Raw genomic sequence first — 19,636 nt, 5'->3', positions numbered from 1 at the left:
GAGTGACCGATGAGCCGTCCCGCATTCGACCCCGCCGCCTACGACGCCCAACTCGCCGAGAAGAAGGCCCGCCTGGTCGAACTGCTCGCGCCGTTCGCCGCGCCTGAGCCCGAGGTGTTCGAGTCGCCGCGCGAGTACTACCGCCTGCGCACCGAATTCCGCCTGTGGCGCGAGGCCGGTAGCGAGAACCGTCACTACGCGATGTTCGAGGCCGGCGACAAGCACAGCCCGATCTTCTTCGAAGACTTCCCCATCGCCAGCCTGCGCATCAACGAGCTGATGCCGCGCCTCAAGGCCGCCTGGCAGGCCAGCCCGGCGCTGGGCTTCAAGCTGTTCCAGGTCGAGTTCCTGACCACCCTGACCGGCGATGCGCTGATTACCCTGTGCTACCACCGCCCACTCGATGACGCCTGGGAAGCCGCCGCCACTCAGCTCGCCGAAGAACTGCAGGTCAGCCTGGTCGGCCGCTCGAAGGGCAAACGCATCGTGGTCGGTCGTCCGTATGTGGAAGAGGAGCTGCAGGTCGCCGGCCGTACCTTCCGCTATCGCCAGCCGGAGGGCGCCTTCACCCAACCCAACGGCGAGGTGTGCCAGAAGATGCTGGGCTGGGCCTACGACGTACTGGGCCAGCGCGACGACGACCTGCTGGAGCTGTATTGCGGTAACGGCAACTTCACCCTGCCGCTGGCCACCCGCGTGCGCAAGGTGCTGGCCACCGAGATCAGCAAGACCTCGGTCAACGCCGCCCTGGCCAACCTGGCCGACAACGAGATCGACAACGTCACCCTGGTACGACTGTCCGCCGAGGAGCTGACCGAGGCGCTGAATGACGTGCGCCCGTTCCGCCGCCTGGCCGATGTCGACCTGAAGAGCTACGACTTCGGCAGCGTATTCGTCGACCCGCCGCGCGCCGGCATGGACCCGGACACCTGCGAGCTGACCCGCCGCTTCGAGCGCATCCTGTACATCTCCTGCAACCCGGAAACCCTGGCGCAGAACATCGCCCAGTTGCACGACACCCACCGCATCGAGCGCTGCGCGCTGTTCGACCAGTTCCCCTATACGCATCACATGGAGTCGGGTGTGCTGCTGGTACGCCGCTAGAAAACCGAGATGCAGCGCGAGCACATGGCTCGCGCTGCCGTCACGCTACTGCGCCGATAGCTGGCGAATCAGCGCCACCGTGAGGTAGAGCCGCGGCGCGATGCTCGACAGCTCGATGTACTCGTCATCGGCATGCAGGCCGGCGCCCACCACGCCCATGGTTTCCAACACCGCCGGCTTGTCGCTGCCCGGCACATAGGCGTAGCCGGCATCAGTGCCGAAGCGCATGGCGATCGGCTCGATCTTGCGATCGATCCTGGCGTAGAGCGCCTGGGCGTCCTTGGCCAGTCGCTCGGATGCGGCATTCTTCGCCAGCGGCGGGCGCCCCTTCTCGAGCCGTACCGTGACTTGGGTATCGTCGATCAGCTTTTTCTCCACCAGGCGCTGCGCATCGGCCAGCACGCGGTCGCTTTCGCTCAGGTCCGAGTAGCGCATGTCGGCCTCGGCCAAAGCGCTCGAGGGGATGATGTTGCGCTTGTCGCCGGCCTTGACCATCGTCCAGTTGACCGTGGTGCCCTTGGCCGGATCGCCCAGGTCCTTGAGCTGCAACATCTGGTGCGCCAGCTCCATCGCCGCATTGCGCCCGGCCTCCGGCGCCGAACCCGCGTGGGAGGACTTGCCTTTGACCTCAAGCATCACGCCGTTGATGCCGTTGGTGGCGACGGTCACGGCATCCTTGTCTGGCGGCTCGTACGAGAACACGTAGTCATGCTGACGGGCCAATTCGGCGATGATGGTCTTCGAGCCGGCGGAGCCGGTTTCCTCGTCCGGGTTGAACAGCACGGTCAGCGTACCGAAACCGTCGAACTTGTCGTCCTGCAGCAGCTTCAGCGCATGCAGGATCATCGCCACGCCACCCTTGGCATCCGCCACGCCGGGGCCATAGGCGCGCTCGCCCTCTACCTTGAACGGCCGTTTGGCGGCCGTGCCCGGCAGGAACACGGTGTCGTAGTGAACCATCAGCAGGAAGGATTTACTGCCGGTGCCCTTGAAGGTGCCGACGATGTTGTCGCCCGCCGACGGGCTGGCCGGGCTGGTCTCGACCTTGGCGCCGAGCGCCTTGAGCCGCTCGACCAGCAGGGCGCTGACAGTCTTCAGCCCCGGCTCCTGACCGGTGCCGGTATCGACGTTGACCAGTTGCTCGACGGTCGCGAGGTAGGGCTTCTGTTCAGCTTGGGCTTTCTTGAGCAGCGCCTCGGGTGCGAGGTCGGCGGCGACTGCGGAAAGAGACAGCAATGAGAGCGCGAGGGCGGCAGTGATCGGTGAGCGTCGAATGGGCATGCGCAGTCCTTTATCGAGAGGGTGTTCTTGCAGCCTTGACCAAGATGGGCCGCCGCGCCACCCGATGGCGTCGATCAAGGTCACTGCGCCACTGAATTATCCCACGCGCCGCTAAACAAGATGAAACTCACCCTGGGTGGCGACACGCTCGAAGCTGGCTACGGATCAGAGGCTCTTTTCGAAGATCTTCGAATTGCGCTGGAAGTTGTACAGCGAGGCACGGGCGGCGGGCAGGCGGTCGACGCTGCTGGGCTCGAAGCCGCGCTCGCGGAACCAGTGGGCAGTGCGCGTGGTGAGCACGAACAGGGTGTTGATGCCCTTGGCCCGGGCGCGCTCTTCGATGCGTTCGAGCAGTTCGTCACCACGGCCGCCATGGCGATATTCCGGATTGACCGCCAGGCACGCCAACTCGCCGCAGGTGGAGTCGGCAATCGGGTAGAGCGCCGCACAGGCGATGATCATGCCGTCGCGCTCGACGATGCTGAACTGGCCGATCTCGCGCTCCAGCACTTCCCGCGAACGGCGCACCAGGATGCCCTGCTCCTCCAGCGGGGTGATCAGGTCGATCAGCCCACCGACATCGTTGATGTCGGCCTCGCGCAGCGACTCGAACTGCTCGGGGTCGACCATGGTGCCGCCACCGTCGCGGGTGAACAGTTCGGTGAGCAGCGAGCCGTCGCCGGTGTAGCTGACGATATGGCTGCGCTTGACGCCGCCGCGACACGCCTGGGCGGCGGCATCCAGCAGCTCGCCCTGGTAATCGCTGCCCAGGCGCTGCACGTGGGCCGGCACCTGCTGCGGACGCAGCTCGCGAATCAGCTTGCCGTCCTCGTCGAGCAGGCCCTGCTGGCTGCTGAACAGGATCAGCTTGTCGGCCGCCAGGTCGGTGGCCGCGCGCATGGCCACGTCTTCGCAGGCCAGGTTAAATATCTCGCCGGTGGGCGAATAGCCGAGTGGCGACAGCAGCACGATATTACGCTCGTCGAGCTGGCGGTTGATGCCCTTGCGATCGATGCGCCGCACTTCGCCGGTGTGGTGGTAGTCGACGCCATCGACCACGCCGATGGGCCGCGCGGTGACGTAGTTGCCGCTGCTGACCCGCAGCCGCGAGCCCTGCATCGGCGAGGCGGCGATATCCATCGACAGCCGCGCCTCGATGGCGATGCGCAGCTGGCCGACGGCGTCGATCACGCACTCCAGGGTGGTGCCGTCGGTCACCCGCAGGCCGCGGTGATAGACCGGCTGTTGCCCGCGACTCGCCAAGCGCGCCTCGATTTGCGGGCGCGAGCCGTGCACCAGCACCAGGCGTACGCCGAGGCTGTGCAGCAGCACCAGGTCGTGGACGATATTGCCGAAGTTCGGATGGGCCACGCCCTCGCCCGGCAGCATGACCACGAAGGTGCAGTCACGGTGGGCGTTGATGTAGGGCGAAGCGTGGCGGAGCCAGTTGACGTAGTCGTACATGTGCGGCGAAACCCTTGGAAAACGAAAGAAGCATCGAGGGGCGCGAGGCAGCTGGCCTCGCAGGCAGGCGCGGTGCGTTATCGTCGTCGCAATGGCATCAGCGAAATGCTCCTCATGTCAGCGCGGGCTCAGGCAATAATGCTGAATCAGTTGGCGCAGCAGTTGCACCGTGGGGATCAGGCGGTCGGTATCCAGGTACTCGCCCGGCTGGTGGGCGCAGTCGATATCGCCAGGGCCGAGCACCAGGGTTTCACAACCCAGCTGCTGGAAATACGGCGCCTCGGTGCCGAAGGCCACCGCCTGGGCGGTATGCCCGGTCAGCCGTTCGGCCAGGCGCACCAGTTCGGCGTCGGCGGGCTGTTCGTAGGGCGGCACGGCGGGAAACAGCGGCGCGAAGTCGATGCTCACTTCATGGCGCTCGGCCAAAGGCTGCAGCTTCTGGCGAATCGCCGCACGCAGCGCTTCAGGCTGCATGCCCGGCAACGGGCGCAGGTCGAATTCCAGGGAGCATTGGCCACAGATGCGGTTGGGGTTATCGCCGCCATGGATGCAACCGAAGTTAAGGGTCGGCTGCGGCACGCTGAACTGCGGGTTGCGGTACTCCTGCTGCCACTGGCGGCGCAGTTGCATCAGCTCGCCCATCACCTCGTGCATGGCATCCAGGGCACTGCGGCCCAGGGCCGGATTGGAGGAGTGGCCGCTCTGCCCGAGGATGTCGATGCGCTCCATCATCACGCCTTTGTGCAGGCGGATCGGCTTGAGCCCGGTGGGCTCGCCGATCACCGCGGCGCGGCCCAGCGGCCGCCCGGCTTCGGCCAGCGCCCGGGCGCCGGCCATCGAACTCTCTTCATCGCAGGTAGCAAGGATGATCAGCGGCTGCCTGAACGGCTGGTCGAGCAGCGTCTGCACCGCCTCGATGATCAGCGCGAAGAACCCCTTCATGTCGCAAACGCCCAGGCCAACCCAGCGATCACCGGTGTCGGTGAGTTTCAGCGGGTCGCTCTGCCACAAGGCCTCGTCGAACGGCACGGTATCGCTGTGCCCGGCCAACACCAGGCCGCCCGGGCCGCTGCCGTAGGTGGCGATCAGGTTGAACTTGCCCGGCTCGATCTGCTGTTTCTCGCAGGCGAAACCCAACTCGCTCAGCCAATTGGCCAACAGGTCGATGACCGGCTGGTTGGACTGATCCAGGGCAGGCTGGGTGCAACTGACCGATGGCACGGCAATCAGCGCCGCGAAGCGATCCTTGAGGGGGAGAAATGACATGGCGGCTCTCTCGGGTCGGTCGCCTCATCATAGAGCGAAGCGTTGCCCGCGAGAACCGCCAATAGAGAATTGCCAGCAGCCGGAGTGATTCGAGGTCTAGCGAGCTAGAGCAATGCAAGGCCTAGGCGGCCCCGCAAAAACAGGCGAGGAAGCGGCCGGGGTCGCGGGCGACTGTACTTTTGTACATGAGCATTCCGAGCCTGTTTTTAACGCCGCAGTGCCGACGCGCAGCAGACCGTCAGACGGTCACAAAAAGATCAGCATGAAGATTTCGAGATAAATGATCGCCAGCGCCGCACCAATCGGCAGGGTCACCACCCAGGAAGTGAAGATGCGCCCGACCACGGCCAGGTTGAGGGCACCGATGCCCCGCGCCATGCCGATGCCAAGTACCGCACCGACCAGCGTGTGGGTGGTGGAAACCGGTAGGCCGATGCCCGAAGCGGCGACCACGGTAGCGGCGGTAGCCAGCTCGGCGGCGAAACCGCGGCTTGGGGTCAGTTCGGTGATGCCCTTGCCGATGGTGGCGATCACCTTCCAGCCGTAGGTGGCCAGACCGATGACGATACCCACGGCGCCCATCAGTAGCACCCAGCCCGGTACGGCGGATTTGCCGCCAATCACCATGTCGCCACCGGCTTCGATCACACCAACCACCGCGGCCAGCGGGCCGACTGCGTTGGAGACGTCACTGGCGCCGTGGGCGAAGGCCATGGAGCAGGCGGTGAAGATCATCAGCACGGCGAATACCCGCTCCACGCTGGCGAAGTGGAAATCCTTGTCCGCCTCCGGGTCGAGTTTGATGCGGCGCAGCAACAGCACGCCGAGGCCGGCGACCAGCAGGCCGACGCCAGCGGAGAGCATGATGCTCTGGCTCGTGGTGAAGTTCAGGCCGACGTGCTTGAGGCCCTTGGTGAAGGTCATCAGCGCCAGCATGAAGCCAGTCAGGAACATGTACACCGGAACCCAGCGCTTGGCGTTGCGGAACGGGTCTTCGGTGTCGATGATCAGCCACTGCACGCTCATGAACAGGCCGAATGCGACCAGACCGGAGATGAACGGGGTAACCACCCAGCTGGAGACAATGGGCACCAGGCCGCCCCAGTTCACCGCGTCGACCGACACGCTGACCGAGGCGAAGCCGATGATCGCGCCGACGATCGAGTGAGTGGTCGACACCGGCCAGCCGCGGGTGGAGGCGATCATCAGCCAGGTACCGGCGGACAGCAGCGAGGCCATCATGCCCAGCACGAACATGTCGGCAGGAATCACCGCCGCGTCGACGATGCCGTTCTTGATGGTTTCGGTGACCTGGCCGCCCGCCAGGTAGGCCCCGCAGAATTCGAAGACCATGGCGACCAGGATCGCCTGCTTGATGGTCAGTGCCTTGGCACCCACCGACGTACCCATGGCATTGGAAACATCATTGGCGCCAACGCCCCACGCCATGAACAAACCAAAGCAGCAGGCCAGCACGAGGAGTACGAAACCGTAGTCCGCGACAAGAGACATAGAGAATTACCTGTAAACCCAGAAAGGATGCTGGCGGCTCAGCGCGCCAGCAGTTGTTCCAGTCGGTTGCCCACGCGCTCGGCGCGATCGGCAATGTCTCCGACCCAGTCGATGATCCGATAGAGGAACATCACATCGACTGCGGGAAGATCCTTTTCCAGTTTGAACAAGGTGCGGCGCACCTCGATCTGCTGGCGGTCGGTTTCGCGCTCGATCTCCTCGAGCTCTTCGACCATGCGCTCGACCAGGGTGGCCTCACGACCGGCGAAACCGGCCTCGAGCAGCGAATCCAGCTCCTTCATTGCCTTGAGTGCCTGGGCACTGGCGTCCACGCAGCGCTGCACGTAAGCCAGCATCAGCGGCTGCAGATCGGTGGGAATGGTCATGGACCGGCCCAGCATCAATCCGGCGATATCCTTGGCGCGGTTGGCGACCTTGTCCTGAGTGCTCAGCAATTCCAGCAGGTCGGAGCGCGGCACCGGCAGGAACAGGCTCTTGGGCAGGTGCATGCGCACGTTCTTCTTGAGCTTGTCCGCCTCGTGCTCCAGACGCACCATCGCCTGTTGCACCTGCTCGACACGCGCCCAGTCTTCGGCCATCACCGCCTCGAAGAATGGCACCAGATTGGCGGCACATTCGTGAGCCTTGGCGATATGCTGTTGCATCGGCCCGATCGGTGAGCGGCCAAACAGGCTGCTGATGAACGGATTGCTTGGCATGGGGGTGACCCCTGTCTTTCAAAGAGGCGGCAAGTATACGGATGACATACAGACCAGACCAGCGCGTGTTATCGCTTGGTAATAAAGTCGTATTTAGTAGCCTATTTCCTGCGAAAAGCTGATCAAGATCAGCAAACATGGCGAGATGAATGTTACAGCCATGGAACCTTCGGGCGCTTGCGATGCGCGCCGACCTGCATCCGCCGCGCTTTTCCTCTACCCTGTACGGCCTGATGTGCGGGGCAACGCCTCGCACCGTGCAACCCCCGCCGCCGTCACCGCGTCACCGAGCCCTCGCAATGAATAAAGAAACCGAAATCAAACTGCGCGCCAGTCGCGAAACCCTGGCCGCCCTGCAAACCCATCCCCTGCTGAAGAAACGCAGCAAGGCCGGCTGGGAGACGAGCGAGCTGTTCAATCAGTACTTCGACACCGACACTCGCGACCTCGCAGGTGCCAAGGTTGCCCTGCGCCTGCGCAAGGATGGCGAGCAGATCATCCAGACCCTCAAGAGCCGTGGCCAGAGCGTGGCCGGGCTGTCCGAGCGCAACGAGTGGGACTGGTACCTGAGCAAGGCCAAACTGGACCTCAAGAAGCTTGATGACAGCTGCTGGCCGGCTGCCCTGGCCGAGCTGGACAAGAAGCAGCTCAAGCCGATCTTCACCACCGACTTCGTGCGCCAGCGCGCCGAGATCGCCTGGGGCCGCGGCAAGGCTCGGGTGGTCATCGAGGCGGCACTGGACCTCGGCAAGGTGATCGCTGGCAAGCAGCAGGAAGAGATCTGCGAGCTGGAGCTGGAGCTACGCCAGGGCGAGCCCGAAGCGCTGCTGGAGTTGGCCGCCGAACTGGCCGCCGATCTGCCGCTGATGCCCTGCGACATCAGCAAGGCCGAGCGCGGCTACCGCCTGTTCGACGAAACCAGCTACAGCCTGCAACTGCCCACTCCGCAACTGGAGGCCGAACAGAGCCTGGACGACACCGTGGCCGCCATCGGCTGGTTCCTGCTCGGCAGCAGCCAGCGCCTCGCCGAACAGTACCGCCACAACGGCCACTGGCGCCTGCTGGTCGACTGGCTGAACTGCCTGGTGGAGCTGCGCGCCCTGTTCGGCAGCCTTGGCCAGGCCGCACCGCGCGCCAGCACCAGCGAACTGCGCCAGGTACTCGACGCCCTCCTCGAAGACTGGCGCCCACGGGTGCAGGCCGGCCAGCAGGATGACGCTGCCCGCCAGCAAGCGCCCGCCCAGTTCGCCGCCGAGTTGGAGCAGACCCGCTGGGGCCTGTTCTCGCTGAACACTTCGCGCTGGCTGCTGACCCGCGCGTGGACCAGTGCCCGCAACAAGCGTGGCGATCGCCAGGGCGCGGCCGCCTTGCAAAGCTGGCTGCCGACCTTCTTCGCCGAGGAAGGCCGCGACCTGCAGCTCAAGCGCTACCAGCAGCAGCCCGAGGACCTGGCCGAACAGCTGCCGCGTATCGAGCGTCTGCTGCTCTGGCTGCACCTGGCCCGCGGCACCCTCGACATCGCCGAAACCGACCGCCTGTTCGGCGAGCTCAACAAACTGGCTGAACTGGCCAGGCGTCCGCTCAGTCCAGAAGAACTGGAAGCACGCATGACCCAGGCGCAGATCATCATGAGCCTCAAGCCCTGGAAAGCGCTGCTCAAGAACGGCTGAAGACACCGGCAGGTGGCGCACCCACCTGCCCCGCTCGACGACAGGACGCCCCTCGATGTTCAAACTCAGCCTGAAATCCATCGCCGCCACCTGGCTGACCGGCTTGCTGGCGCTGTTGCCACTGGCCCTGACCATGGTGGTGCTGGCCTGGCTGGTCAGCCTGCTCAACAACCTGATCGGCCCGTCCACGGCCATCGGCCGGCTGTTCGCCGCCCTCGGCACGCCCTTCGCCAGCAACCCGTACCTGGCCTATCTGCTCGGCACCCTGGTGCTGCTGATCAGCCTCTATCCCCTGGGCCTGGCGGTAAAGCTGGGCCTGCGCCGCCCGCTTGGCTGGCTGATCGACGTGACCCTGCGGCGCACGCCGCTGATCGGCAACTTCTACAACCTGGCCGACCGTTTCGTCGGCCTGCTCGACAAGAAGAACACCGATATCACCAGCATGCGCCCGGTGTGGTGCTTCTTCGGCGGCGGCGATGGCGTGGCGGTCCTGGCCCTGCAGCCGACCTCGGAAACCGTGGAGCTGGAAGGCCGTCCGCACCTGGCGATTCTGGTGCCTACCGCACCGATCCCGGTCGGCGGCGGTCTGCTCTACGTGCCGGCTGAATGGGTGAAGCCGGCCAATATGGGCGTCGATGCACTGACCAGCATCTATGTGTCCATGGGCCTCACGCCGCCGCCATCCTTGCCGGCGCAGAGCCTGGAAGATGGCCGCAACAGCGAGGCGCCAGCCACGCCGCAGCAGTTGCCGCCGGCTGACGAGCAACCGCCCAAGCCGCAGGCCTGATAGCCGAACCATGAACCGGCGCTTAGTCGGCGCCGGCGCAATCAGGCATGCTGCTAGCCTTATCCAAAGACGCCGCTATCAGGAGCCCGCATGTCCAGCCTTTCGCCTGCCGCCGCCGACCGCCAGCTGGACCTCAACGAGCTGTTGCGCGAACTGGTCGGCCAGGGCCGTATCGCCCAGGAAAGCGCCGAACAGTGCCTGGCGATCCGCCGCAGCGGCGCCAATACCGATCTGCACCCACTGGAATTTCTGGCTGCCCAGCAGCTGGATGACCTGACACGCCCCGGCCGCACTCTCGACCTGGAAACCCTGACCCAGTGGCTGGCACAGCTGGCCGGCCAGCCTTACCTGCGCATCGACCCGCTGAAGATCGACGCGGCGGCGGTCACCCCGCTGATGTCCTATGCCTTTGCCCAGCGTCACAAGATCCTCGCCGTGGCAGTCAGTGCCGAGGCGGTGACCATCGCCAGCGCCCAGCCGTTCATGCACAGCTGGGAAGCCAATCTCGTGCACGTACTCAAGCGGCCGATCAAGCGCGTGGTCGCCAACCCGGCGGACATCCAGCGCTTCACCGTGGAGTTCTATCGCCTGGCCCGCTCGGTCAGCGGTGCCACCAATACCGATGCGAAGATCAGCAACGTCGGCAACTTCGAGCAACTGCTCAACCTCGGTGCCCAGGACCAGGAACCGGATGCCAACGACGCCCACGTGGTGAACATCGTCGACTGGCTGTTCCAGTACGCCTTCCAGCAGCGCGCCAGTGACATCCACATCGAGCCGCGCCGCGAGCAGGGCAGCGTGCGTTTTCGCATCGACGGCGTGCTGCACACTGTCTACCAGTTCCCCGCCCAGGTCACCATGGCCATCGTTAGCCGCCTGAAGACCCTGGGCCGCATGAATGTCGCCGAAAAGCGCAAACCCCAGGACGGCCGGGTGAAGACCAAGACGCCGGCCGGCAACGAGGTGGAACTGCGTCTGTCGACCCTGCCCACCGCCTTCGGCGAGAAGATGGTGATGCGTATCTTCGACCCCGACGTACTGCTGCGCGGCTTCGACCAGCTGGGCTTCAGCCCGGACGACCTCAAGCGCTGGGAGAGCATGACCCGCCAGCCCAACGGCATCATCCTGGTCACCGGCCCCACCGGCTCGGGCAAGACCACAACGCTGTACACCACCCTCAAGCAGCTGGCCACCGAGGAAGTGAACGTGTGCACCATCGAAGACCCCATCGAGATGATCGAGGGCGCCTTCAACCAGATGCAGGTGCAGCACAACATCGACCTGACCTTCGCCAGCGGCGTGCGCGCGCTGATGCGCCAGGACCCGGACATCATCATGGTCGGCGAGATCCGCGACCTGGAAACCGCCGAGATGGCCATCCAGGCGGCGCTGACCGGCCACCTGGTGCTCTCCACCCTGCACACCAACGACGCACCGAGCGCCATCACCCGCCTGCTCGAACTGGGCGTGCCGCACTACCTGCTCAAGGCGACCCTGCTGGGCGTCATGGCCCAGCGCCTGGTACGCACCCTATGCCCGCATTGCAAGGCACCGGTGGAATTCGACGAGGCGGACTGGCAGGAACTCACGCGCCCCTGGAACGCCCCACTGCCGACCGGCGCGCACCGCGCCGTGGGCTGCGTCGAATGCCGGGAAACCGGCTACCGAGGGCGCGCCGGCGTTTACGAGATCATGCTGCTGAACGACAGCCTGAAACCGTTGATCAGCGCCGATACCGACCTCACGCCACTACGTCGCCAGGCGTTCAAGGATGGCATGCGCAGCCTGCGCCTTTCTGGTGCGCAAAAAATCGCTGCCGGGCAGACCACCCTTGAGGAAGTATTGCGCGTGACACCGCAAAGCGAGCAGCGCTAATCTCTGAAGACGCGGGCCTGGACGGCCCGTTCGTACCAGGAGCGCAGCCATGAATATCCGCCAGAAAATGCTCGCCTGTGGGGCCGTCAGCATCGTTGCCACGCTTCTGGTCGGAGGCATCGGCCTCTGGGGTCAGGCGCAGCTCAGCGAAGCCCTGGCCGCCAACGAAATCAACGCTAATGCCCTACGCCACCACATGGATGGCGACATGATGCACGACGCCCTGCGCGCCGACGTGCTGGCTGCCTTTTTGACCAACCCCGGCGATGCTGCCGCGGCGACCCAGGTGCGCGACGACCTCAAAGAACACAGCGAGCGCTTCCGAAAGGCCATGGCGGAGAATGCGGCCCTGCCACTGGCGCCCGAGATTCGCCAGGCCATCGACGGCGTCGGCCCGGTACTGGAGGCTTATATCCAGTCGGCCAGCCGCATCGTCGACCAGGCACTAGCCGACCCGGTTGCGGCGCGGGCGCTGATGGCCGACTTCGCGCGCAGCTTCACCGCGCTGGAAGAGCGCAACGAAGCGATCAGCGAGCAGATCGAGGCCGCCGTCGCCCAGACCCGCGCGCAAACCGAGACCACGGTGCAGCAGGCGTCCTGGTGGCAATGGGGCAGCCTGGGCCTGGCCTGCGTGCTGATCCTGGCAATCACCCGGCAACTGCTGCACTCGGTGTTGCGGCCGCTGGCGAAGATCATCAACGCCGCACGCAGCATGGCCCAGGGCAACCTGCGCGCGCCGATCAGTGTCGACAGCCACGACGAGGCCGGCCAGCTGCAACAGAGCCTGGCCGACATGCAGAACAGCCTGCGGCAGATGATCGAAACCATCCGCACCGAAAGCGAGGAGCTGCGCCGCGCCTCCCAGCACCTGAGCCAGACCTCCGGCGAGGTGGCGCGCGGCGCCAGCGAGCAGGCCGATGGCGCCACCAGCATGGCCGCTGCCATGGAAGAGATGATCGGCAACATCGCCCAGATCGCCGAGCACACACGCAGCGCTCGGGATATTTCCGAGCAGTCAGAGCAGCTGACCACCAGCGGCGGCCAGGTGATCGTCGGGGTGGTCGACGGCATGAATCACATCGCCGAGGCGGTGAGCCAGTCGTCTAAAACTGTCACCGTGCTGGGCCAGTCGTCCGAGGAAATCGACTCGATCATTCAGGTGATCCGCGGCATCGCCGAGCAGACCAACCTGCTGGCCCTCAACGCCGCCATCGAGGCCGCACGGGCTGGCGAAGCCGGTCGCGGTTTCGCCGTGGTGGCTGACGAAGTGCGCGGCCTGGCGGCGCGTACCGCGCAGTCGACCCAGGAAATCACCGGCATGATCCAGCGCATTCGCGAGTCCACCGCCCAGGCGGTGAAAAGCATGGACGCAGGGGTTAGCCGGGTCAGCGACGGCGTCGGCCTGGCCCGGCAAGCCAATGCCTCGATCACCGAGATTCGCCAGGGTGTGCAGCGCTCGGCGCAGATGGTCGACGAGATCGCCCACACCATCACCGAGCAGTCCAAGGCCAGCAACGAAGTCGCCGAGCGGGTGGAAATGATCAGCAAGGTGGCCCAGCGCAACAACCAGGCCATGCAGGAACTGGCGCACATGCTGGTGCAGATGGACAACTCCGCCCAGGCCATGCAGGCCTCGGTGCGGCGCTTCGAACTCTAGCTCTCTAGCGCGCAGGTGGCGGCAACCCTGGCTGTCGCCCTTGCAAGACGGTGGAACCACTGGCCCGTGGCCCGACTCTCAGAGAGAGGAAAACCCACAAGGAGTCATTGCCATGCGCCGTTCTAGTTCGCTGTTGATCGCCGGCCTGTTTCTGGCCGCTGCTACTCAAGCCCATGCCGTAAACCTGCGTGACGTACTGTCGTCGGGTGCGACCACGGCGTCGACCTACCTGACCTTCAAGGACAACAAGATGATCGTCCCCGCCCAGGATGATGCCAGCAGCTATATCGCCAGTAACGGCGAGATCCGCGGGCCATATCTTGAAGCGGCGCTGCAGAAGATCCGCACCGACAACCCGGATCTGCAAGCCAGCGACATGGAGCTGGCCACCGCGATTCTCACTGCTCAGCAGTAATCGATCGCCTCACTGCCCCGCAGTGACGAAAAAGCCGGCCCCAGGGCCGGCTTTTTCATGCCTCACATCACGGCTCAGCCGTCGATGCTCGCCTCGTAGCCTGCGCTGTCCAACAGCTTCTGCAGCTGCGACGCATCGCTGGGCTTGAGCTTGAAGAACCAGCTGCCGTACGGGTCGTTGTTGACGCTTTCCGGGCTGTCGGCCAGAGCTTCATTGATGGCGATCACTTCGCCGCCAACCGGCGCATAGATGTCGGAAGCGGCCTTCACCGACTCCACCACACCGGCTTCCTGGCCTGCATCGAGCACCTTGCCGATTTCCGGCAGCTCGATGAACACCACATCACCCAGCGCCTCCTGAGCATGATCGGAGATGCCCACGGTCACGCTGCCATCGGCTTCCAGGCGTGCCCATTCGTGGCTGGTGGCGTAACGCAGATCGGCGGGGATAGAGCTCATGTTGTCGTTCCTCATCTGACAGGACGGCGACCGCGCCGTCCGGGGAATTTAGCAGGTGCTTACGGACGCGTCAGCGTGGACGTCAGATCAGCACCTTGCCATGGCGTACGAAACTGGGCTGCACCACGCGCAGCGGGTACCACTTGCCACGAATCTCCACCTCGGCGCGGTCACCGGTCTTGGCCGGTACACGGGCTAATGCGATGGACTTGCCAAGGGTCGGCGAGAAACTGCCACTGGTGATCTCGCCTTCACCAACGCCGGCGACGCGCACCACCTGATGGGCGCGCAGCACGCCACGCTCTTCGAGCACCACGCCGACCAGACGCGGATAACCGCCGGCTTCGTGCTGACGCTGCAGCGCCTCGCGGCCAATGAAAGCACGCTCGCTCGGCTCCCAGGCCACCGTCCAGGCGAGGTTGCAAGTAAGCGGCGTGGACTGCTCGTCCATGTCCTGGCCGTACAGATTCAGGCCTGCTTCCAGACGCAGAGTGTCGCGCGCGCCCAGGCCGATGGGAGAAATACCGGCGCCGACCAGGTCGTTGAAGAACGCCACGGCTTCTCCAGCCGGCAGCATTATTTCCAGGCCATCTTCGCCAGTGTAGCCAGTACGGGCGATGAACCAGTTACCGTCGGGCAGGCCCTGGAAAGGCTTGAGTTCGTGGATCAGACTGGCGCGGGACTGGCTCACCAGCTCGGCAGTACGGGCGCGGGCCTTGGGGCCTTGCACGGCGAACATGGCGAAGTCGCTGCGCTCGCGCAGCTCGACGGCAAAGTCGGTGCTCTGCGCACGCAGCCAGACCAGATCCTTGTCGCGGGTGGCCGCATTGACCACCAGGCGGTAGGCCGGCACTTCAGGCGTGCCGAGCAGGTAGACGATCAGGTCGTCGATCACCCCGCCCTCTTCGTTGAGCATGGCGCTGTAGAGGGCCTTGCCCGGGCTTTGCAAGCGGCTCACGTCGTTGGCCAGCAAGCGCTGCAGATAGCGCTGGGCATCGGTGCCCTGCACGTCGACCACGGTCATGTGGGAGACGTCGAAGACCCCGCAATCGCGGCGTACCTGGTGATGCTCCTCGACCTGGGAGCCATAGTGCAGCGGCATGTCCCAGCCGCCGAAGTCGACCATCTTGGCGCCGAGCGCCAGGTGCAGGTCGTAAAGAGGTGTGCGCTGTCCCATGGGATCTCCTTCCGGGCGTTGCAAGGCTGGGCGCGCGTGGAGTGGGCCATTCCAGATGAATTTGGACATGGCTGCATGGCGGGCCGCAGCGAATGGCGCGCATTGTAGCCGCATGGTCGGGGCGGGTCATCTCGCACATTGGCAAGCGGTGTAACAAAGCGCCCGACAGACATCGGCGCGCGGCCCTGGGCCGCAGGCTGACCGCTTATCCGATTCGCTGCGCCGAGCGGCGAATCAGCAGGATCACCGGCAAAAGACCGACCAGCACCAGGGTCAGCGCCGGCAGCGCGGCACGTGCCCATTCGCCCTCGCTGGTCATCTCGAAGATGCGCACGGCCAGGGTGTCCCAGCCGAACGGACGCATCAGCAGCGTGGCAGGCATTTCCTTGAGCACGTCGACGAACACCAGCAGGGCCGCGGTCAGCACACCGGGCATCAGCAGCGGCAGGTACACACGCGCGAACAGCGGCAGGCCACCGACGCCGAGGCTACGCGAGGCCTGAGCAAGTGACGGGCGAATGCGTGCCAGGCTGGTTTCCAGCGGCCCATGAGCTACGGCCAGAAAGCGGATCAGGTAGGCGAGCAGCAAGGCGCCCAGGCTACCCAGCAACAGCGCCTTGCCGGCTCCGCCGAGCCATTTCGACAGGGGAATCACCACGCCGTTGTCCAGAGAGCTGAAGGCCAGCATGATCGCCACCGCCAGCATCGAGCCCGGCAGCGCGTAGCCGAGGTTGGCCAGGCCGACGGTAGCACCCATCAGGCGGTTCGGCGCCTGGCGCCGCGCGAAGGCCAGCAGCAGGGCGACGGCCACGGTGATCAGCGCCGCCAGGGCGCCCAGGTACAGGGTGTGCTGGATAAGCGCCAGGTAGCGCTCATCGAGATCAAAGCGCCCGCGCTGCCAGCACCACACCACGAGCTGCAGCACTGGAATCACGAAGGCGCAGGCGAACACCAGCAGGCACCACGCGCTGGCCGCCAGCGCGCGCAGGCCGGTCAGCCGGTACAGCGCGCCGCTGCGCGATCGCTCGACCGAGGGGCGCACGGCGCCGCGGGCCCGGCGCTCGCCATAGAGCACCAGCATCACCGCGAACAACAGCAGGCAGGCCAGCTGCGCCGCGCTGCCCAGGCTGTAGAAGCCATACCAGGTCTTGTAGATGGCGGTGGTGAAGGTATCGAAATTGAACACCGACACCGCACCGAAGTCGGCCAGGGTCTCCATCAGCGCCAGGGCCAGCCCAGCGCCGATAGCCGGCCGCGCCACCGGCAGGGCTACCCGCCAGAACGCCTGCAATGGCGTGAGGCCGAGTGTGCGCGCCGCCTCCGTCAGGCCCTTGCCCTGGGCCAGAAAGGCATTGCGCGCCAACAGGTAGACGTAGGGGTAGAACACCAGCACCAGAACGATGATCACCCCGGCGGTGGAGCGTACCCGTGGAAAGCGAATACCGCTGCCCAGCCACTCACGCAGCAGCGTTTGCAGCGGGCCGGAGAAATCCAGCAAGCCGACGAACACGAAGGCCAGCACGTAGGCGGGAATCGCAAAAGGCAGCATCAGCGCCCAATCCAGCCAGCGCCGGCCGGGAAACTCGCAGAGGCTGGTCAGCCAGGCCAGGCTCACACCCAACAGCGTCACGCCCACACCGACGCCGACCACCAGCGTTACGGTGTTGCCGATCAGCCGCGGCAGTTGGGTCTGCCACAGATGCGACCAGATCTGCAGATCCACCTCGTGCCAGCTCGCCAGCAACACCAGCAGCGGCATCAGCACCAGCAGGGCGACGGCAAAGGCGATGGGGTACCAGCGACGCTCGGTCGAATAGGCCACGCAAGCTCCAAAACGCGTAAAGCACGACGCCCCGGACAATGCCGGGGCGTCGCTTGCAGGCGCCTGGCTGGCCGCTAGCGGTTAGCTCGGGCGCAGCGGTCAGTGATCAGTTCCAGCCAGCGCGATCCATCAGGCGAATGGCTTCGGCCTGGCGCTTGCCGGCCACTTCGACGGCGATGCTGTCCGCCTTGAACTCGCCCCAGGACGCGACTTCCGCTGAAGGCTTCACCTTCGGGTTGGCCGGGAATTCCTTGTTGGCGTCGGCGAAGATGTTCTGCGCTTCGGCGCTGGTCATCCACTCGACCAGCTTCTGCGCGGCCTCGGGGTTCGGTGCATGCTTGGTCAGGCCGACGCCGGACAGGTTGACGTGCACGCCGCGGTCATTCTGGTTCGGCCAGAACAGCTTGGCTTTCAGGTCAGGCTTCTGCTCGTGCAGACGGCCGAAGTAGTAGGTGTTGACGATGCCCACGTCGCACTGGCCGGCGGCCACGGCGTTGATCACCGAGTTGTCGTCCGGGAACGGGTCGGTCGCCAGGTTGTTGACCCAGCCCTTGATGATCTCTTCGGTCTTGGCTTCGCCGTGGGTCTCGATCAGAGTGGCGGTGAGCGACTGGTTGTAGACCTTCTTGCTGGTACGCAGGCACAGCCGGCCTTCCCAGTTCTTGTCGGCCAGCGCTTCGTAGGTGGTCAGCTCGCCGTCCTTCACCCGCTCCGGCGAATAGACGATGGTGCGCGCACGCAGCGACAGACCAGTCCAGGCACCGCTGGCGGCGCGGTACTGGGCAGGAATGTTGGCCTCGACGACGCTGGATTTCATCGGCTGCAGAATACCCATCTGCTCGGCCTGCCAGAGGTTGCCTGCGTCAACGGTGATCAGCAGGTCCGCCGGGGTGTTCTCGCCTTCGGCCTTGATGCGCTCCATCAGCGGCGCTTCCTTGTCGGTGATGAACTTCACCGCGACGCCGCTCTTGGCGGTATAGGCGTCGAACACCGGCTTGATCAGCTCGTCGATACGCGAGGAATAGACCACGACTTCATCGGCGGCCTGCACCGCGCTGGCCAGCGTACTGAGAGTGAAAACGGCGAGAAGCGCACGGCGTACCGACATGACAGAGACCTTGTGATGAACGAGGGAGCGAGGATGATAGTGACTCGCATCTGCATCGCCCACCAGCAGGTCGTTGCCAGATATTACCGCGCCATCACGCCTTTGCCAGCTCCGGCAGGTCGCCGCTCAGGCCCAGGGCCTGGCGCACGAACAGCGCCTTGGCATCTTCCAGGCCGTCGACCAGATCCAGCCCAGCGTTGCGCACCAGGCGCAGCGCCAGAGAATCGCTCTGGAACAGGCGCTGAAAGCCTTCCATCGCCGCCATCATCGCCAGGTTGTGGGGCATGCGCCGGCGCTCGTAACGGCTCAGCACGCGCTCGTCGGCCAGGCGCTCGCCGCGTGCCGCCGCCTGCGCCAGTACTTCGGCGAGCACCGCGGCGTCGAGGAAGCCGAGGTTGACGCCCTGCCCGGCCAGCGGATGGATGGTGTGGGCGGCGTCGCCGATCAGCGCCAGCCCCGGTTCGACGTAGCGCTTGGCGTGCCGCTGGCGCAGCGGGATGCACAGGCGGCGATCCACCTGCAGCACCCGGCCCAGGCGATGCTCGAAAGCCTCGCCGAGGGCAGTGGAAAACCCGTCGTCACCCAGCACCATCAGCTGAGCGGCGTGCTCCGGCGTGGTCGACCAGACGATCGAGCACCAGTGCTCGCCATCGCGCTCGCCCAGCGGCAGGAAGGCCAGCGGGCCTTCGTCGGTGAAGCGCTGCCAGGCGGTGGCCTGATGGGCCTCGGCACAGCGCACGCTGGTGACGATAGCGTGGTGCAGGTAATCCCACTCGCGGGTTTCGCAGCCGGCCAGGCGGCGCACCGCGGAATTGGCGCCATCCGCCGCGATAATTAGTGACGTACGCAGCTCGCGGCCGTCGGCCAGGGTCAGCAGCCAGTCATCACCGGAGTGGCGCAAGCGCTCCAGGCGCGCATCGGCCAACAGCCCCACATCGCTGTCATGTAGGCGCTCGAGCAGGGCGTCCTGCACCACGCGGTTCTCGACGATATGGCCCAGGGTCAGCGCGTGCACGCTGCCGGCGCTAAAATGAATATTGCCGGTGCCGCTGCCGTCCCAGACATGCATGTCGCTATAGGGGCAGCTACGCCGCGCCAGCACGCCTGGCCAGGCGCCGAGGCGTTCGAGAATGCGCTGACTGGCCATCGACAAGGCGCTGACCCGCGGCTCGTAGCTTGCGCTGGCGTCGAACGGTTCGACCCGCATCGGGCCGCCATCGAGCACCAGGCATTCCAGGCCATGCCCGCGCAAGGCCAGTGCCAGGGCGCTGCCGACCATGCCGGCGCCCACGATGATAAGGTCTGCACGCATCTCGTTCAT

Annotated in this window: 16 protein-coding genes and 1 pseudogene; 7 read left to right on the top strand and 10 right to left on the bottom strand. The window is 65.4% G+C overall.

Going from position 1 to position 19,636, the window contains the following annotated elements:
• The first annotated feature begins 9 nt into the window (after positions 1 to 9).
• On the top strand, positions 10 to 1,104 hold the full coding sequence (gene trmA / locus PVA39_RS03125; RefSeq protein ID WP_274122787.1) for a tRNA (uridine(54)-C5)-methyltransferase TrmA: 1,095 nt from the start codon (positions 10 to 12) through the stop codon (positions 1,102 to 1,104).
• A 45-nt stretch (positions 1,105 to 1,149) separates the two neighbouring features.
• On the opposite strand, the gene PVA39_RS03120 is transcribed toward trmA, so the two are convergent.
• From PVA39_RS03120 to PVA39_RS03100, 5 genes are all read right to left on the bottom strand, one after another.
• Positions 1,150 to 2,385, bottom strand: coding sequence for a M20/M25/M40 family metallo-hydrolase (locus PVA39_RS03120; protein ID WP_274122786.1), 1,236 nt, complete (start codon positions 2,383 to 2,385; stop codon positions 1,150 to 1,152).
• Positions 2,386 to 2,550: 165 nt separating this feature from the next.
• Positions 2,551 to 3,849, bottom strand: a complete 1,299-nt coding sequence (argA, locus tag PVA39_RS03115; protein WP_274122784.1) for an amino-acid N-acetyltransferase — start codon at positions 3,847 to 3,849, stop codon at positions 2,551 to 2,553.
• A gap of 117 nt (positions 3,850 to 3,966) precedes the next feature.
• Positions 3,967 to 5,115, bottom strand: coding sequence for an acetylornithine deacetylase (gene argE / locus PVA39_RS03110; RefSeq protein ID WP_274122783.1), 1,149 nt, complete (start codon positions 5,113 to 5,115; stop codon positions 3,967 to 3,969).
• Positions 5,116 to 5,361: 246 nt separating this feature from the next.
• The gene (locus PVA39_RS03105; RefSeq protein WP_274122782.1) at positions 5,362 to 6,627 is read right to left on the bottom strand and encodes an inorganic phosphate transporter; all 1,266 of its coding nucleotides are present in this window, start codon (positions 6,625 to 6,627) and stop codon (positions 5,362 to 5,364) included.
• Between the two features lie 38 nt (positions 6,628 to 6,665).
• Positions 6,666 to 7,346 carry a TIGR00153 family protein gene (locus PVA39_RS03100; protein ID WP_274122781.1) on the bottom strand — a complete coding sequence of 227 codons (681 nt, stop codon included), beginning with the start codon at positions 7,344 to 7,346 and terminating at the stop codon, positions 6,666 to 6,668.
• 299 nt (positions 7,347 to 7,645) lie between these two features.
• On the opposite strand from PVA39_RS03100, the gene PVA39_RS03095 reads away from it, so the two are divergent.
• The 6 genes and pseudogenes from PVA39_RS03095 to PVA39_RS03075 all read left to right on the top strand — a co-directional run bounded on the left by PVA39_RS03095 (position 7,646) and on the right by PVA39_RS03075 (position 13,750).
• Positions 7,646 to 9,016 carry a CYTH domain-containing protein gene (locus tag PVA39_RS03095; protein WP_274122780.1) on the top strand — a complete coding sequence of 457 codons (1,371 nt, stop codon included), beginning with the start codon at positions 7,646 to 7,648 and terminating at the stop codon, positions 9,014 to 9,016.
• Between the two features lie 55 nt (positions 9,017 to 9,071).
• A complete protein-coding gene (locus tag PVA39_RS03090) occupies positions 9,072 to 9,803 on the top strand; it encodes a DUF502 domain-containing protein (RefSeq protein WP_274122779.1) in 732 nt (243 codons plus the stop codon).
• A gap of 90 nt (positions 9,804 to 9,893) precedes the next feature.
• Positions 9,894 to 11,678: a GspE/PulE family protein gene (locus PVA39_RS03085; RefSeq protein WP_274122778.1), complete on the top strand. Its 1,785-nt coding sequence runs from the start codon at positions 9,894 to 9,896 to the stop codon at positions 11,676 to 11,678.
• 49 nt (positions 11,679 to 11,727) lie between these two features.
• Positions 11,728 to 12,480 (top strand): annotated as a pseudogene (locus PVA39_RS23340) (HAMP domain-containing protein); the annotation flags it as partial.
• Positions 12,472 to 13,335, top strand: coding sequence for a methyl-accepting chemotaxis protein (locus tag PVA39_RS23335; RefSeq protein WP_443200940.1), 864 nt, complete (start codon positions 12,472 to 12,474; stop codon positions 13,333 to 13,335). The pseudogene PVA39_RS23340 and the gene PVA39_RS23335, both read left to right, overlap by 9 nt.
• A gap of 112 nt (positions 13,336 to 13,447) precedes the next feature.
• Positions 13,448 to 13,750 (top strand): DUF2388 domain-containing protein, encoded by a 303-nt coding sequence (locus tag PVA39_RS03075; RefSeq protein WP_013789627.1) that lies wholly within the window; start codon positions 13,448 to 13,450, stop codon positions 13,748 to 13,750.
• 74 nt (positions 13,751 to 13,824) lie between these two features.
• Here the strand turns inward: PVA39_RS03075 and gcvH are convergent, their stop codons facing one another.
• From gcvH to PVA39_RS03050, 5 genes are all read right to left on the bottom strand, one after another.
• The gene (gene gcvH / locus PVA39_RS03070) at positions 13,825 to 14,208 is read right to left on the bottom strand and encodes a glycine cleavage system protein GcvH (protein ID WP_013789626.1); all 384 of its coding nucleotides are present in this window, start codon (positions 14,206 to 14,208) and stop codon (positions 13,825 to 13,827) included.
• A gap of 82 nt (positions 14,209 to 14,290) precedes the next feature.
• Positions 14,291 to 15,385: a glycine cleavage system aminomethyltransferase GcvT gene (gene gcvT, locus PVA39_RS03065; protein ID WP_274122774.1), complete on the bottom strand. Its 1,095-nt coding sequence runs from the start codon at positions 15,383 to 15,385 to the stop codon at positions 14,291 to 14,293.
• A gap of 205 nt (positions 15,386 to 15,590) precedes the next feature.
• Positions 15,591 to 17,144: an ABC transporter permease gene (locus PVA39_RS03060; RefSeq protein ID WP_443200939.1), complete on the bottom strand. Its 1,554-nt coding sequence runs from the start codon at positions 17,142 to 17,144 to the stop codon at positions 15,591 to 15,593.
• Between the two features lie 169 nt (positions 17,145 to 17,313).
• Positions 17,314 to 18,315, bottom strand: coding sequence for an extracellular solute-binding protein (locus PVA39_RS03055; RefSeq protein ID WP_274122772.1), 1,002 nt, complete (start codon positions 18,313 to 18,315; stop codon positions 17,314 to 17,316).
• 94 nt (positions 18,316 to 18,409) lie between these two features.
• On the bottom strand, positions 18,410 to 19,627 hold the full coding sequence (locus tag PVA39_RS03050; protein ID WP_274122771.1) for a 2-octaprenyl-3-methyl-6-methoxy-1,4-benzoquinol hydroxylase: 1,218 nt from the start codon (positions 19,625 to 19,627) through the stop codon (positions 18,410 to 18,412).
• Between the last annotated feature and the right edge of the window lie 9 nt (positions 19,628 to 19,636).

The organism is Pseudomonas sp. CNPSo 3701 (genome assembly GCF_028674975.1).
Classification (GTDB): Bacteria; Pseudomonadota; Gammaproteobacteria; order Pseudomonadales; family Pseudomonadaceae; genus Aquipseudomonas; species Aquipseudomonas straminea.
This window is presented reverse-complemented; position numbering and strand designations above follow the sequence as displayed.